Origin of the sequence: Lacticaseibacillus mingshuiensis (assembly GCF_016861785.1) — a bacterium.
Lineage (GTDB): Bacteria > Bacillota > Bacilli > Lactobacillales > Lactobacillaceae > Lacticaseibacillus > Lacticaseibacillus mingshuiensis.
The window spans coordinates 151897-166657 of record NZ_BOLS01000002.1; the positions used below are offsets into that span (position 1 = coordinate 151897).

Annotated in this window: 12 protein-coding genes and 1 tRNA gene; 3 read left to right on the forward strand and 10 right to left on the reverse strand. The window is 57.0% G+C overall.

The annotated features are described in order from the left end of the window. A complete protein-coding gene (locus JUE67_RS02285; RefSeq protein ID WP_203626979.1) occupies positions 1-360 on the reverse strand; it encodes a hypothetical protein in 360 nt (119 codons plus the stop codon). Positions 361-600: 240 nt separating this feature from the next. Between JUE67_RS02285 and mgsA the strand changes: the two genes are divergently transcribed. Next, positions 601-1032, forward strand: a complete 432-nt coding sequence (mgsA, locus tag JUE67_RS02290; protein ID WP_203626981.1) for a methylglyoxal synthase — start codon at positions 601-603, stop codon at positions 1030-1032. A 41-nt stretch (positions 1033-1073) separates the two neighbouring features. On the opposite strand, the gene JUE67_RS02295 is transcribed toward mgsA, so the two are convergent. From JUE67_RS02295 to JUE67_RS02310, 4 genes are all read right to left on the reverse strand, one after another. Further along, positions 1074-2867: an ABC transporter ATP-binding protein gene (locus JUE67_RS02295; RefSeq protein WP_203626983.1), complete on the reverse strand. Its 1794-nt coding sequence runs from the start codon at positions 2865-2867 to the stop codon at positions 1074-1076. A 1-nt stretch (position 2868) separates the two neighbouring features. Then, positions 2869-4581 carry an ABC transporter ATP-binding protein gene (locus JUE67_RS02300; RefSeq protein ID WP_203626985.1) on the reverse strand — a complete coding sequence of 571 codons (1713 nt, stop codon included), beginning with the start codon at positions 4579-4581 and terminating at the stop codon, positions 2869-2871. 155 nt (positions 4582-4736) lie between these two features. After that, positions 4737-6110 carry a DUF2252 domain-containing protein gene (locus JUE67_RS02305; protein ID WP_225877914.1) on the reverse strand — a complete coding sequence of 458 codons (1374 nt, stop codon included), beginning with the start codon at positions 6108-6110 and terminating at the stop codon, positions 4737-4739. Between the two features lie 153 nt (positions 6111-6263). Then, positions 6264-6863, reverse strand: coding sequence for a TetR/AcrR family transcriptional regulator (locus JUE67_RS02310; RefSeq protein ID WP_203626989.1), 600 nt, complete (start codon positions 6861-6863; stop codon positions 6264-6266). A 428-nt stretch (positions 6864-7291) separates the two neighbouring features. Here JUE67_RS02310 and JUE67_RS02315 point away from each other — a divergent pair, with 428 nt between their 5' ends. Further along, positions 7292-8524 (forward strand): aminopeptidase, encoded by a 1233-nt coding sequence (locus tag JUE67_RS02315; RefSeq protein ID WP_203626991.1) that lies wholly within the window; start codon positions 7292-7294, stop codon positions 8522-8524. A gap of 105 nt (positions 8525-8629) precedes the next feature. Here JUE67_RS02315 and JUE67_RS02320 read toward each other — a convergent pair whose 3' ends face one another. From JUE67_RS02320 to JUE67_RS02335, 4 genes are all read right to left on the reverse strand, one after another. Further along, positions 8630-10957 carry an ABC transporter ATP-binding protein/permease gene (locus tag JUE67_RS02320; protein WP_203626999.1) on the reverse strand — a complete coding sequence of 776 codons (2328 nt, stop codon included), beginning with the start codon at positions 10955-10957 and terminating at the stop codon, positions 8630-8632. Positions 10958-11653: 696 nt separating this feature from the next. Then, positions 11654-12337 carry a hypothetical protein gene (locus JUE67_RS02325; RefSeq protein WP_203627002.1) on the reverse strand — a complete coding sequence of 228 codons (684 nt, stop codon included), beginning with the start codon at positions 12335-12337 and terminating at the stop codon, positions 11654-11656. Between the two features lie 66 nt (positions 12338-12403). Further along, positions 12404-12477, reverse strand: a tRNA-Arg gene (locus JUE67_RS02330). Between the two features lie 63 nt (positions 12478-12540). Continuing rightward, a complete protein-coding gene (locus JUE67_RS02335) occupies positions 12541-12975 on the reverse strand; it encodes a DUF3284 domain-containing protein (protein WP_125696960.1) in 435 nt (144 codons plus the stop codon). A 152-nt stretch (positions 12976-13127) separates the two neighbouring features. On the opposite strand from JUE67_RS02335, the gene JUE67_RS02340 reads away from it, so the two are divergent. Continuing rightward, complete coding sequence (locus JUE67_RS02340; protein WP_203627005.1) at positions 13128-13439, forward strand: DUF2316 family protein; 312 nt, start codon at positions 13128-13130, stop codon at positions 13437-13439. 4 nt (positions 13440-13443) lie between these two features. On the opposite strand, the gene JUE67_RS02345 is transcribed toward JUE67_RS02340, so the two are convergent. Further along, on the reverse strand, positions 13444-14760 hold the full coding sequence (locus tag JUE67_RS02345) for a DEAD/DEAH box helicase (protein WP_203627007.1): 1317 nt from the start codon (positions 14758-14760) through the stop codon (positions 13444-13446). Position 14761 lies beyond the last annotated feature (1 nt).

Sequence of the window (14761 nt, forward strand, 5' to 3'; positions counted from 1 at the left end):
TCAGGGCAGCGCCTTCTTGATGAAGACAAGGTGCGTCGGCGCAAGGAGGCGGATGCGATACGGCGCACTTGCGGAAAATAGCGCGCGGACCGCCCCAGCGTCTTCGTCAAAATAGCGGGCCAGCGCCGCATGCGTCGGCGCAAGAGTCAGCTCGATGTTCTGGTTGGCGGGATCCAGCAGCTGCCCAGCCACCGCGGCGCGGAACTGCCGAGGATCCACTTTGGTCGCCACACGGTTGCTCACCGGCGCGGCTGGCCAGTAATCGGACAACGCAAAGACCAGCGCGATCACAGCCGGATCGCTGCTGTCCACTTTCACCGCGTTGTCCGCCATTGCCTGCAAAACCGTCTCCAACGCCATTTTGCTCGCCTCCCTGTTTGCCGAAAAGGTTAACCCCGTTTGGCAAAAAAGGCAAAGATTTTGACTCGCCACGACATCAGACATCAGAAGTTCAAAAAGCTGAGTTTGTGGTTTCGCTCGGGTGGGCTGCGGCCAGGGGCTTCCGCAAAATAAGTAAAGAAGTTCGACGAGAGGAGATGCCAGTCTCTCTCCGCCCTTTCCGCTTCAGTTATCCTGTATAATAGAAGCGAGGTGAAAAAAATGAAGATCGCGTTGATCGCGCATGATGAGAAAAAGCCAATGATGCGCCAGCTGGTGCGGGCGTACCAGCCTTTTTTGCAGGGACATGAGTTGTTTGCGACCGGACATACTGGCCAGCTGGTCGCTGAGGAGACGGGCTTGCCGGTGCATGCGTTCAACTCCGGGCCACTTGGCGGCGACCAGGAGATCGGCGCGCTCATTGCCCAGAATCAGTTGGACCTCGTGATCTTTTTGCGCGATCCGCTGACCGCCCAGCCGCATGAACCTGATGTGAATGCGCTGATCCGGCTCGCCGATGTGTACAATGTCCCGCTGGCCACCAACCTGGGGTCCGCGGAGGTCCTCCTGCGCGGACTCAACGCCGGCTTCTTGAATTTCCGTTCGCTGGTCGCCGGCGACGAATCTCAACATGACCACTATACAGAACCGTAAAAAGTCAGGCACATCCGGAAGACCCGGGTGCGCCTGATTTTTTATGCCGAAGCGGTATCGAATTGGCTGTAGTAGAGCTTCGCGTAAAAGCCATTTTGCTTAAGCAAGGCCTCATGGGTGCCACGCTCGATGACGCGTCCGCCGTCGATCACCAAGATCTGATCCGCGCGGCGAATGGTCGACAACCGGTGGGCGATCACGAAACTGGTCTTGTCGGCCATCAAGGCGGTCATGGCGCGTTGCACCGCGGCTTCGGTGTTGGAGTCGATCGACGCGGTCGCCTCATCCAGCACCAGGACCGGTGCAGCGGCGGTGAAGGCGCGCGCAATACTCAAGAGCTGGCGCTGGCCCTGCGACAAACTGGCCGCATTTTCGCTAAGCTCAGTGTTATATCCCTCCGGCAGCTGGCTGATGAAGGAATCCGCCCCAGCATTTTTTGCCGCTTGGATCACCTCTTCATCCGTTGCACTTGGTCGCCCCAGCCGAATATTTTCCTTGATCGACAGGGAAAAGAGGTAGGGTTCCTGTTGCACCACGGTGACGAGGCGCCGCAGATCCGCCCGGCGAATATGTGCGACATCCACCCCGTCCAGCAGCACCCGCCCTTTTTGCAGCGGATACAGGTTGGTCAGGAGATTCATGATCGTCGTCTTGCCGGCGCCAGTCGGTCCGACCAGCGCGACGACCTGCCCGGGTTCAGCGGTCAAACTGACATCAGTCAAGATCGGCCGCGTGTCATAGGCAAATGACACATCATCGAAGCGGACATGGCCCGTCGTTTGCGGCATGGCGACCGCATCTGGGGCGTCCGCTTCCGGTTTTTCATCGATCAACGCGAAGACGCGCTCCGCCGAAGCCAGCGACAGCTGCAAGGTGTTGATCAGATCCAACACGTTATTGATCGGGCCGGTGAAGTTGCGCAGGTAGATCAGGAAGGTGAAGATCACCCCGACCGTCACCGCGGTGTTGCCTGTGATGATGGAGATCGCGCCGGCCGCTGTGATCAAGAGATACGCGATATTGTTGGTCATGTTGAAAAACGGGCCGATCATGCTGGAAAAAGTCTGCGCCTTAATGGCCGCCGCGGTGTACTGCGCATTGGTCCGATCAAACGTCGCCATCGTTTCGTCGAGATGGTCGAACAGCTGCACGACCTGTTTGCCGGAAACGGATTCTTCGATCTGCGTGTTGAGGCTGCCAAGCTTGTCTTGTTGGGTGGCAAAAGCCTTTTGCGTCACATGCGACACCGCGCGGGTGAACAAGAACGTGACAAACGAGGCAGCCAAGGCGATCAGGGTCAAAAGCGGCGACAGTAAGATCATCGCCAGCCCCACCCCAACGACGCTGATGATGCCGGTGAACAGCTGGACGAAGGTCTGCATCAGGGCCGTATTGATGTTATCGACATCATTTGTCAGCCGGCTCATGATGTCGCCGTTGTCATGCGTGTCGAAATACCGCATCGGCAGGCGCTGCATGTTGGCGAACACATCGCCCCGGATTCGCGTCGACGTGCGCTGGGCGACGCCGATGATCAAGGCATTTTGAAAATACGTGCAGACCGCCGACACCGCATAGATCACAGCCATTCCGCCGCAGACCAGCATCAGGGTCTTCACCAGCCCCTTGGCGATGTATTGGTCGATCACGATGCCGTTCAGCCGGGTGCCGAGAATGGTGACCAGGGTCGTCAACAGTGTCAACGCAAACACGATCACCAATTTTGTCCGGCCGCCTTCGAGGTACCCCCACACGCGGCGGACCGTCTGTTTCCAATCGACCAGAATGACTTTTTCCTGATGGATGTTGCGCGGGCCATGTCGTCTCATGTCCATGCTACTCGCCTCCTAACTGCGTCTGCACGAGCTGCGCATAAAACGGCGAGCGAGTGAGCAACTCGTCATGCGTGCCCCGCGCGGCGATGCGTCCGCCATCCAGCACGATGATCTGATCACAATCCATCACGTTGGTCACGCGCTGGGAAATGATCACGGTGGTCTTATCCCGCCGCGCCTTGGCCAAGTTGGCCTTGATCGCCGCATTGGTGACCTGATCCACGGCAGAGGTGGCATCGTCCATCACGAGAATCGGCGCATCCGGCACCACCACCCGGGCGATGTTCAGGCGCTGGCGCTGACCGCCGGAAAAATTTTTCCCGAGCTGTTCAACAGGGGCGTCAAAGCCGAGGTCCCGCGGGGCGATGAACTCAGTGGCCGCCGCAATGTCTGCGGCCGCTTGAAGCTGCGGGGTCGTCGCAGCCGGCGCACCGTACACGAGATTGCTTTTGATTGTGCCGGAAAACAGCAGGGAGTCCTGCAAGGCTACGGCGACTTCCCGGTGCACCGCCGTCAGTGGCATCTGCTGGATATCCGCGCCGCCGATCGTGATCGAGCCGGTATAGGCGTCATACGTCCGGGTCAGCAGATTGATCACAGAGGACTTACCACTGCCGGTCGCACCGATAATGCCCAACCAGCCACCCGCCGGCACCGTGAAGGTCAATTGATCCAAGATCGGCTCGCTTTGTTGATAGCCGAATGTGACGTTGTCAAAGGCAATGCTGCTATCCTGCGGGGTCGCCGGCGTCGTGGGCAATTCCTGCGGCTTCGGCGTTTCAGCCAGAACCGCCTGCACCCGGGTCGCACTGGTGATGGCGCGGGAAAAAGCGGTGATGATGTTGACGGTCTGGACCATCGCGTTGGTGATCTGGATCATGTAGTTCACGAAGGCGATGATCTGGCCATCACTGATCGCGCCGGCAATGGTCAGGTTGCCACCATAGGCGAGCGCCGCCACGACGCCGAGGTTCAACACCAACTGAATGACCGGCGCAAGCGGAACCGTCGCCATGGCCGCGCGTAAGCTCGTGTCCTGCAAGTTGACGTTGTCGTCGTCAAACTGAGTCTTTTGATGATCTTCCAGCACATAAGCCTTGATGGTCTTGGCGCCCTGCAGATTTTCCCGCATCACCAGGTTCACCCGGTCGACGGCTTGCTGCATCTTCGTGTACAGCGGAATGCTGCGGCGCACGATGACCAGCATGAAGATCACCAAGAGTGGCATCGCGATCAACAGAATCGGCGCCAAGTTTGGGCACACGATGACGGACATCACGATGCCCCCAAACAACAGCATCGGCGAGCGCACCATGCCGCGGGTCACCATCATCACCAGGTTTTGCATCTGGGTAACATCGTTGGTGATACGGGTGATCAAAGTCGCCGGCTTCAAACCAGCCGGGTCCCGATTTTCCAAGGCGACTTGGAGCATGTGGCTGCGCAGCGCCTCGCCCATTTTCAGCGACGCGATGGTGCCAAACACGCCGGAGCCTGCGCCGCACAGCAGCCCCAGCACCGCAAACAGCAGCATCAGCGCCGAGTGCCTGATCACATAGCCCATGTCCCCTTTGGCCAGTCCGTTGTCGATGATCTGAGACATCAGGGTCGGTTGCTGCAGGTCGCAGAAGACTTCGCCCAACATGATCAACGGCGCGGCAAAAAATGCGAGGCGGGCCTTGCCGCGCAAGTGTTGCATCACGATCGTAAACATTGACTCACATCCTTATTTCGAAAAAAAACGCGTCACTACTCCCCTACCTAGTTTGGTCTAAGGAGCCGTTACGCGTTCAGTTATTGTTGATAATTGTAAAACTCATTTTCGGGTGACACAAGTAAATTGCTTGAAAAATGGCTGGCCTGCGCCGGTCACTGATCCACGCCGTATTTTGCGACAAAGGCGGCGTAGTCATCGACCACCTGGTGCAGGTAGTCCTTCGCCCAGCCTTGGATGGCAATATCGACGTCGCGGTTAAGGTACCCATCGGCCACCGCGGCGGTTGGGCTTTGCGCATGCGCCATCGCCAGCAGGTACGCACAGATGCGGCAATAGGCTTCAAACTGCCCCCATTCGAGGCGGTCGAGGTTGATGGATTCCTTCATATCCCGGAACTGGCGGACATAAAAGCTTTTTCCATCCAAGTTGAACCAGCCTAAAAACGGATCGGAAGCCTTTTGCAGAATTTGCTGGGCCGCGATGATGCGCTGGCCCTCACTGACTTCGCGATCCAAGGTCACCGCGAGATTGTTTGGCGCAAGCTCGCGCCGTCGTGGCAGTGCCTCTTTGACCTGCAGGACCAGATGACTACCACCAAGCCCAGTGAGCAGAATCAGGTAACAGTACGTGCCAAAGCTGCCGATACCAACACTATGGCGAATAATATCAGAGACATGATATTGGCCCAGCAGCAAGGTGATATCCGCGCGGGTGGTTTTTTGATAATCCAGGTACCCACGCATCAACGCGATCTCCCGCCCCGGCTCCACATGCACCGATCGCGGGGCCGCATCCTTGAAACGAAGGCGCGTGGCTGTGGCGCGCTCGGTGTATTTGGCGACGACCGATTCATTGGTCTGCTTTTGCGCCTTGGCCATCACCCGCTTCACGAATTCGACATCGTCTTCATCCGGCAACGCCGCCAGCAGCTGCTCAACATTAGACGAGGCGTAAAACCGTTCAAGCGCCCCTTCCTTAAAAGCGTGCTTCAGCGCCTTGCGATACGTACGCACTAAATTTTGCACCAAGTCATCCATCGGCGCTTCATCAAAATGCCGCTGGGCGCCCAGCAAATAAACACTGGTGGCCAGCCGCTTGAGATCGAATTCAAATGAGTTCGGCGCGGCTTCGTCGAAATCATTGAGATCAAACAGCAAGTTGCGCTCAGGCGAAGCATAAAACCCGAAATTCTGCAGATGCGCATCCCCATCGCTGAGTACACGAATGCCTGATTGCGGCTCATGGCTCAGGTCATACGCCATCAATTCGGCGGTGCCACGGAAAAACGCAGCCGGACTCGCCGCCATTTTGGCATGACGCTGCGGCATGAGTTCCTGAATCAGATTTTGTTCGATCGCCTCGATGTAAGCCACCGGATCACGCCCGCTGAGTGTCCGTTCGCCCAGTGTCTCCGCCGGAATAGTGTCCCGCAGCGCCTTGCCCTGCGCCTTGAGCGCATCCAGTGCGGTGTCGTTTTTCATCACGCTTTGATCGCGCAAAAGCTGCTGAAGCATCGTCTTTTTCATCACGGGTCACCTCATAGCTAAGCTACAACAACCAAAGGGACGGCGCAAGGGAAAAGCGGCAGGGTGCGGCGGGGAGCGGGATGGTGGCCTAGCCTTTCCTAGAGAATCAAAAAAGAACCAGCCAATGGCCAGTTCCCACATTCAATTTTCGGTTCAGCCGGCCAAGGTCGTGGAAAGATCCACAATGCTTGCCTTGTCGGAGAAACGGCCGTTGACGATAAAGTCGTGAATGACCGCTTTGAGAATATCGATCATCTGCTCGCGCGTGATGTCGATGAAGCCCGGCGCCATCAGATTGGCAATGCCGGTTGCGACGATCCACAGCCCGGAGATGGTGTTGCGCTGCTGCTCGTCGCTGAGATGCTGCGCCGGCGCATATGTTTGCAGGCGCTCCATCGCGGTGCCAAGTGCGTATTCGCGCATCTCGTCAACGCCGAAGTGGTCCTCGACGAAAACGGCCCGGTACAGCGGCCGATTTTCCAGCGCAAAATTAATATAGGACAATCCCAGATCGACGATTGGATCCTGGGTGAAACGCCGCGCCATTTTCGTGCGAAGCGTTGATTTGATCTCGTCCATGACAGCTTGCTTGAGTTCGCCCATCGAGGTGAATTCAAGGTAGATCGGTTGCGTCGAACAATTCATGGCCCGCGCAATATTTCGCGCTGTAAAGCTCTTGAATCCTTCTTCAACAACCAGATCATATGCAGCCGTCAGAATCTGATCCTTGGTGATCGTTTTCTTCCGTGCCAAAGTGTTCCCCCACTTTCGTTGCTTACACTAGACGACAGCAGTTGCCGACCGCGTCCTGTCTTTACACCGACTCTTTACATTTACAGCAACTTTTAACGTTATTTTACCAAAGTCTAGCGGAAACGCAATCATTAAATACCACGAATTATGAAGTTTATCTTCATCCCTTGCCCGAAGAGCTTGTATAACAAGGACTGGCGGCCATTTGCCTCAGGGTCTCACATTATATTCGTTATATTCGATACATTCGCCCCGTGAATGGTTCAAGCCGGCTACGGCGCGTTTTGTGGCGCGGTCGACGCGCCTCCCTGGCATTTGTCAGTCCGGTCTATCCCACCACCATCCCGCGCCCCTCCGCACCCTTTTCCAGTCGGCGGAGCACCCTTTCTATGGTACAGTTAAGCAAACAAGCAGAAAGTTGGGAGACTATGACAGAGAAAACTTTTGACCAAGCGCTTCAAAGCTATGCCGAATTGGCCGTTGATGTTGGCGTGAAGGTCCAGCCAGGCGACACGGTGTATGTTCAGGTCGCGGTCGACCAGGCCGACCTGGCGCGCCGCATCGTGAAGGCCGCGTATGACCGCGGGGCTGCCGAGGTTCAGGTGCAGTGGCAAGACGACACGCTCAAGCGACTGGACATGGCCAACATGACCGAGGAGCGCCTGTTCAACATTCCGCCACACGTCGGCGTCCAGTTTGAGTATTGGCTCGCCCATCAGGCCAAGCGCATCACCGTGATCTCGGCCGATCCGGACAATTTAGCGGGCCTGCCCGCCGCCCGCATCGCTGGCTACCAGGACGCCTTCCAGAAAGTCTATGCCCCACTCATCAATGCGATCTCCAACAATGATATCTCCTGGACGATCATCGGGGCGGCTTCGCCAAAATGGGCACAAAAAGTCTTTCCGGAACTGTCCGCCGAAGACGCAACGACCGCCCTGTGGCAAGCAATCTTCAAGACCACGCGTATCGACCAAGATGATCCCGAGGCTGCATGGCAGGCCCACAATGCCAAATTGCATGCCAAGGCGGACTGGCTCAATGCCCAGCAATTTGACCATCTTCACTATCAAGCCCCAGGCACAGACCTGACTGTCGGCTTGCCAAAAGACCATGTCTGGGCTGGCGGCGGCACGCAAAATAATCATGGCGAGGCATTCATGGCCAACATGCCGACTGAGGAAGTTTTCACCGCGCCGGATAACCGCCGCATCGATGGCACCGTTGCCTCGACCAAGCCGCTTTCCTACGCTGGGACGATCTTGCAGGGCATGCACTTCACCTTTGAAAATGGGCAGGTCGTTGACGCGCATGCCGACCAGGGGGATGCGGTGTTGCAACATCTGCTCGCCATTCGCGGTGCCCGCTCGTTGGGCGAGATCTCGCTGGTACCGGATCCATCGCCGATTTCCCAGTCCGGCCTGATCTTTTTCAACACGCTTTATGACGAAAATGCCTCCGATCATATGGCACTTGGCTCCGCCTATCCATTTTCAGTGAAAGGCGGCACCAGCATGGATGATGCGGCGCTCACCGCGCATGGCCTCAACCGCAGCGATACCCATGTCGACTTCATGATGGGCTCCGCGCAAATGAACATCGATGGCATCAAGGCGGACGGCACCATCGTTCCTGTTTTCCGCAATGGGGATTGGGCCTAACGCCAACTATTTTTCAAAAGCGCACCTGACAATGTCCGTCCCACGCAAAAATCGCTCATCTTCCGCAACTTGCGGTTGGATGAGCGATTTTGCATTGAAGCAAGTTTACTCTGCGCGCAACGCCACGGCTGCGTCTTTCTTGGCCGCCATGCGAGCCGGCACATGGCCGCCAAGCAGGGTCAAGATGGTACTGATAATGACGAGCACGATGGCATGGACGGGATTGAGCACCGCCACGCCGGCCAAGCCGGTCACATTTTCTAGCACAATATTGATTGGGAAGGTCAACAGCCACGCGACGAAGATTCCGAACAGCCCGGCACCAAAGCCGAGGATGAAGGTCTCTGCATCGAACACGCGGGTGATGTCCTTCTTCCGCGCGCCCAACGCCTTGAGCACACCGATCTCCTTGGTCCGCTCCAGCACACTGGTGTAAGTGATGATCGCAATCATGATCATCGAGGTGACCAGGCTGATGCCGGCAAAGGCCACCAGCACATAGGTGATCGCGTCCATCAACCCGCCTGTCATGTCGGAAACGGTCCCGGCCAAGTCGGTGTAGATCACTTTATCCGCCTTGTCCTTGCCCTTGTTCCATTTGTCGAGGTAGCTAAGCACCTTGTCCTTGAGCTTGAAGGTCGTCGGATAGATCTGAATAGAGGACGGGGTACTGCTGCCGCCAAGCACGGTGAGGACGCTTGCCTTTGTGGAGGCATCCATCGTCTGGCCGGTCATCACGTTGGTCGCGCTTGCCTTTTGCGCCGTGACGATCGCCGAGTCCTTGTTTTCATTCAGGACCATTTCGGTGAGCTTGCTGCTGTAGGCCACGCCCGCCGCCAACAGGCCATCCGAGTTTTTCGACTTCACGCGCACGATGCCGGTGATGGTCAGCGTCTGGGTCTTCGGCTTTGCGGCCAGGTCGTCGAGCTTTTGGGAAGGGATGTAAGTCCCCGTCGGCAACTTGGTGTAGTAGTCGTCGTTGGCCACCAGTTTGATCTGAGTGCCAACCAGCTGATCGTAATCGAAGTGCTCATTTTCCTTGACGTTGAAGCCAAGGTTCTTCAGCGCGTTGATATTGATGCTGTTGTCCTTGTTGACCACCAGCACCAAATCGGTCGCCTTGGTCGGATACTTCCCGGCGATCGTCTTGTAATAGGTCTTCAGAAAACTCTGCTTACCATCGCGATCGATCGGGTAAATACTCCCGCCAACGCCGGTGGTGCTGGCCAACATGGCAGACGCGTTGAAGGTCGTGCTGTCCGGATTGCTGTTGGAGAACGAGACCGTCTTGTATTTACCATCGACTTCGCGCATCAGGTTCATGCCGGTGCCATATGAGACCGCGATGTTTTTGGCATCCTTCGCCGGCATTTTTTCCACATAGTCCAGATAGGCATCGGACAGCTTATTGACATGCTGCGCCTTATCCGCCGCAGAGGTCTTGGCCGTCACCTGGTCGGCTTTGGAAAAACTCTTCTGCGACGTGCCCGTCATGGCCGTGTTGTCGGAGCCGACCTGCGAGATCGTCACCGGCATGGAGGCCATCGCCTCGGATTGCGTCTGGTTGATCTGCTTTTGGAAGCCGTTGGACAGCGCGAGCACCACGGCGATGCCGATGATCCCGATGCTTGAGGCAAAAACAGTGAGGAACGTGCGCCCTTTTTTCGTCCGAATGTTGTTAAACGACAGATTAAGCGCGGTGAAGTAACTCATCTTGGTGCGCTTGAGGTTGAACTGGTCGGACTTTGTACCTTCGACATGGGGATGAGAGTCGTGCTGAATGCGTCCATCGGCAAACTCGATCACCCGGTCGGCATATTTATGCGCGAGGTCCGGGTTATGCGTGACCATGATGACCAGCCGCTCTTGGGACAATTCTTTGATCAGCTGCATGATCTCTTCAGACGTCTCGGAATCCAGCGCGCCGGTTGGTTCATCGGCCAAAAGAATCTCAGGGTCGTTCGCGATCGCGCGGGCAATGGCCACACGCTGCATCTGGCCGCCAGAAAGCTGACTCGGCTGTTTGTGCATGTGATCCTTGAGGCCGACGCGGATCAGGGCATCTTCGGCGCGCTGGCGCTTTTCCGCACTGGCCACACCGGACAAGGTCATGCCCATCTCGACGTTTTGAATGATCGAGAGATGGGAGATTAGGTTGTAGGACTGGAAAATAAAGCCGACCGAATTATTGCGGTAGGCGTCCCAGTCGGCATCCTTGAAATCCTTGGTCGACTTGCCCTTGATCAGCAGGTCGCCCGAGTCATAGCGATCCAGCCCACCGATGATGTTGAGCATCGTTGTTTTCCCGGAACCCGATGGCCCGAGGATCGCGACGAATTCCTGCTTGCGAAACGCCACCGAAACATCGTCTTGCGCCTTGGTGAGCGTGTCGCCGACTTGATAGTATTTCTTGATGTGTTTAAGTTCGAGCACGTGAGCACTTCCTTCATAAAAATTGACAGTGGTCGGGCGGCGACTGAAGGACTCCCCCGTCGCAATGATCGATCTTGCCAGTTATCTCTTTTATAGTAGCACGTTACGTCTTGTCACTTCGCCTGCAAAAAATTGAAACGAGGCACATCCGCTGGTTGACGCCAAGACGCCGCAAACGCCGCCTGGGCGACGCTTTGTCACATGGGTACGATCATCGCACAGCCGCGCCCCAGTCACCTCAGGCCAAGGACCGATATAGACCGCGTGTCATAGAAAAAGGGTGCGGCGCCGAGTGGTTTTGGGGTGGGCAGCTAACTTGGCTTGGGTGCTTGAGGCGGTCTTCGCCTCGAGTGCACAAGCCAGTTAGATGTCCCACCCCTGCTCGGCTGAGCCCGACTGAAAAAGGGTGCGCAGCCGAGCGCTTAGGGGTGGGCAGGTAGCTCGAGCTGGGCGGTTGATGGCGCACTTAGCCATCGGGCGACCAGCTTGACTACATGTCCCACCCCTGCTCGGCGGAGCCCGACTGAAAAGGGTGTGCAGGTGCGCGGGATGGTCGAGTCACTAGGCTAGCTTGGCGCATGGGCGCATTTAGCCCGAGTGACAGGCGTACCTAGAGACCTCGACCATGCGCACCGGAGCCCGACTGAAAAGGGTGCGGCACGGGGCTTTCGGGCGAGCGGCGCCGAGTGCCTTAGCTCACCGAGTGATCACCGCAGCCAGTCCGGAAAAACACCCAAGCAGCAAGACAACGCCACACGCCACAAGATTCACTTGCCGCCAGCCGAGCAACAACGCAGGCGCGAGCCACCAGCTAAGCGCAAACATCGCAAGCAAGACGAGCACGAGAAACGGCAATCCTTTCGCCGCCCCTTTTAGATCCTGCGATGACAGATTTGCGCCAAAGCTAAGCAGCAGCGCCACCCCCACCCAAAGCAAAATCTGCCACCAAGGCGCGGAAATTGTGGCCACACTGATTGCCCGCCACGGCTGACCCGGCCACAAGATCCATTTGCCACTCAGCACTAGGATCGCGGAAATGCCCCACAGCGGTGCACTGGCGGCAACACTCAGGCCCAGCCGTTGCCACAACGATTTTTTTGAATAAGTGAACGTCACATGTCCCGCGGTTCGGCCATTTGCATCTGGGCGCAACGAATATTCCGCAATGTGCAACCCGAATAATTTGCCGACCAGCGCGTGCAGACTCTCATGCACGAGCAGACCTGGTTTCATCAACCAAAGCTGACTAGAGGCCTTACCGCGCCGGTTCACAATGTGTTGCACCAAAAGGCCATTGAGCCAAGACAATCCAACCGTCGCGACCACAAGAAGCGCAAAGCTTGCGCCGGCTGTTTCAAGTAAATTCTGCCAAACAGACATCCACTCACCTCCGTTTAAATGAAAAAGGCCGCGACAACTGACCTTTGCCAGTGCCACGACCACGACTGCACTCTATCGGAATCGAACCGATGACCTACCGCTTAGGAGGCGGTCGCTCTATCCTGCTGAGCTAAGAGTGCGAACTTACCCATTTTGCCAAAAAGTGAAAAGGCTGTCAATGTGAACCGCCCTTTCACTTGGTTTTACGCCCCGACCGACCCGTCCCGGTAACTGGCGGCGATCTGGTCCATCATCAGTTTAAATTGGCGCTTGCGACGGCGGCCGAAGACAAAGGCCATGATGCCCTGATTGGCGTTTTGACTGGCGCTATTGAACTCACTGGTCTCGTTGTAGACCACATGCGTCGTGCCGGCTTGCGTTTCCTGAATGTCATAATCGACCGAGTAAGTCCCGCTGGCCGTCCGCGTCTCAAACGCATAGCCCTTGTTCAGGATGTTCTTGGTGATCACAATACGGCCGCTCTTGTTTTTGCCAAAACTCTTGCCGTAAGAATAGCCCTGGAGCTTCGACGCCGGCACATCCTGGCCAGTCGCCTGCTTGATATCGTACAGAACAGACGCGATCACGCGCTGATAGAAAAATGCAACTGGAACATCAACATCCGTTTCAATGACCATTATGGTTCCCCCTTATGACACACCGGGAAAAAACACGGCGTGAAGTGGCGGCTTATGTTACACTGAACGCCGCTTTAGTGATAACTCTACACGTCCCCTTTGCGAAAGTAAAACCGTTTCCACAGCCGGGACTTTTGAAAGGAAGCAAAATCATGTCCTTAACACCCGAACAAAAGGCCGCGACCAAACACGAACTCGCGGAGAATTTTGCCAAAACCGGGCTGACCCAAGCGCAGGTTTGCGCTGACCTCCGGATCTCAGCGGCAAAGTTCGATCACATCATGACGCTGACTCAGACCTCACTTGAAGATCCGTGGATCATGCGCAACTACCTATTGGAAAAAGTGGCTGCGGCCGGTCAAACGCCGCTGCCCTTTACAGCCTTGAGCGGCGACTGGCACCGCCACTGGTTCCTCAATAGCGCGGCGATCGATGCCCGCCAAATGAGTGCCGGCGACCGCTAACCAATTATTTTGCTTTCGGCTTGTGCTTCCCTTTGTTCTTTCGGTCGCGCAGCCGATTTTTTTTATGCGGTGTGCGCGGCTTTGGCGTCTGTGCGGGCCGGACAGTTTGCTCGGTCGCCTCACTTGCGGCCAAGGCCGAGCGGTGGGCCGATGCAGGGCGGGTCGAGGCGGCTGCCGGTGTTGCTGTCGCGTCATTTGCAACAGGTGTCTCGTTTTCCGGCGCGGCCGTCGATAATTTGCCATCGACCAGATAACCCCGCTGAATATCGTATTGCGGCAAGAGGCGCTGCAGGTCTCGGCGGTCGTGGTCATCGCCCAGCGTGATCACCGTGCCCGGCACGCCCATGCGGCCCGTCCGCCCGGCGCGGTGAATGTAAGCTTCCTTGCGACTCGGCGCCTGATAATTGATCACGGCCGGCAGCTTCGGAATGTCGAGCCCGCGCCCAGCCAGATCGGTCACCAGCAACAACGTGATCTTGCCCTTGCGCAACGCCGTCAACGCCTGCGCCCGCACGATCGAGCGGTCATTGCGCGACAGCATGGCGAATTTCACGGCCTGATGCCGCAACGTGCGCGCGACACTTTCCATCACCGCGTTTTGATTGAAAAACACGAGTGCCTGAAAGTGATCCAGATGGGCGAGGCGCCGCAACCACAGCGCGCGGTGGGCGTTGTCCGTCTGGATGAAAAGATGCTGCACGGCGCCTTGCGTGTGGTCGATATCGCGCACATCGATCACGTGCACCTCTTGGCCAAACCACTGCGGAATGCTGTTGATCATCTGGCTCGCCGTGGCGGAGAAAAAGGCCAGTTGGACTTCCGCCGGCGCGGCCATCGCAAGTTCGCGGACCTGATCCAGCCCAGGGTCGCGCAGCAATTCATCCGCCTCATCGATGACGATCGTCTGCAGGCCACTGAGCTTCAGCCGGCCACTTGAGACCAGCTCCAATACCCGACCAGCAGTACCGACGATCACTTCCGGCTTGGCTTTGAGTTGTTCCAGTTGGCGCTTCACATTCGCGGACCCGGTCACACTTTGCACCGTCAGTCCGGCTGCCTTCGCATACGGCCGCAAGACATCGCGCGTCTGCACCGCCAGTTCCTGCGACGGCGCCAAGATCAGCAGCTGAAGCCCATCGCCTGGCACCATTTTTTCTAGCAATGGCAGGCCAAATGCCAGCGTTTTGCCCGAGCCAGTCGGAGCGAGGCCGACGATGTTCTCATCATTTTTCAGCGGCGCATAGACCGCATCTTGAATCGGCGTCGGGGCCTGAAAGCCGGCCGCCTGCCACAGCGGCTGAAAGATCTCTGAAATTGTCATG